Raw genomic sequence first — 1,205 nt, 5'->3', positions numbered from 1 at the left:
TTGTCTGAATGCGATGGATATCGTAGAGGTCGCGGATGGCCAGGCGATCGAACAGGGCCTTGGTCTTTCCTGCAACCAGCTCGGGCAACGCCAAGGTCGTCACCTTGACCTCGGGCGAGCACGTCATGCATCTTGCGTTCTCTCCCGCGAGCAGCGGCGCACGGTTCAGATAGACGAGGTCGACCTTGATGAGGTCTCTCTGATTACCGTAGCGGTATCGCAACTTGAAGGTGCGGCCCGAGTGTTCGACCTTGCCGCCTGTCGTGACCTCATAGCCGAGGCTTCTGGCCAACTCTGCGATTGCCGTCTCTAGAGAGGGACGTTCCGCTTCGTATTCGTTGAGCGTGATCTTGCCCACGTAGGTGAAGTCGGCATCGACGGATAGTCTCGGCATCGAGAGATGAAACACGTTGAGCGCGGTGCCTCCGTGGAGACGCAACCTCGGGGCGAGGTAGGGGTGTCCGTCGATCTCGGTGAGGAGCTCGAGCAGCCTCTCGACCCTCTCGACCGTCTGAGCTTGGTACCCTGCGGCGTCGACCAGCGAGGGTCTCATCACTCATGCACCCATCTCTCGAGGTCCACGGTGCTCTCTGGCAGATACAGGCGCCAAGACGGCACCCAGGTCCCTGCCTGGTTGCTGCGGGTGAGGTAGTAGGGACCCTTCCCGAGCATCGAGCGCATCTCTTCAAGGTCGTCACCCGACACGTACCACTCCTGCGCCCGTTGCTCCAGGAGCCATCCGGTCCTCGCGACGGCCGTAGGGCTCTGCAACTCCCTCAGGTAGGCGAGGACGTTCGAAGCGTCTACGTAGGGTAGAGCGGCGAGACTCCGGTAGACCTCTTCGAGGCCGCCGGCGAGGTCTGTGCGGTTCACGCAGTCCACAAGGGTTCGCTCGCGGGTGGTCACCCTGACGACTCCATCCGGACGACGGACGAGCGTCGTAGATTGGACGGAATCCGCAGGAGTAAGGGGCTTGGGGGGGTCGTAGCGCCGGAATTCGAAGTCCCGGTAGGTGAATCGGGGAGTCGTTCTCGTCGCGGCGAACTGGACCCTTCGAGAAGCGCTGTGGGCGAGCCCGTGCAGTTCGAGGGCCGAATGGTAGACCATGACGGCATCAGCGGACACGGCGGCGGCGACCAGGTATGGATCGGGCTCCTGCCGAGAGTACCGCCCCATCCGCGAGACGTAGACTCCGCGCATGACCC

At 62.7% G+C, this 1,205-nt stretch carries 2 protein-coding genes; both read right to left on the bottom strand.

The window, feature by feature from the left end:
* A partial coding sequence (locus Q8K99_03020) for a nucleotidyl transferase AbiEii/AbiGii toxin family protein (protein MDP2181524.1) occupies window positions 1-553 on the bottom strand: 553 nt, incomplete at its 3' end.
* Window positions 553-1,205, bottom strand: a 653-nt coding sequence (locus Q8K99_03015) for a type IV toxin-antitoxin system AbiEi family antitoxin (protein MDP2181523.1), incomplete at its 5' end; no start/stop codon positions are given. The genes Q8K99_03015 and Q8K99_03020, both read right to left, overlap by 1 nt.

This window comes from Actinomycetota bacterium, from assembly GCA_030682655.1.
Lineage (GTDB): Bacteria > Actinomycetota > Coriobacteriia > Anaerosomatales > JAUXNU01 > JAUXNU01.
This window is presented reverse-complemented; position numbering and strand designations above follow the sequence as displayed.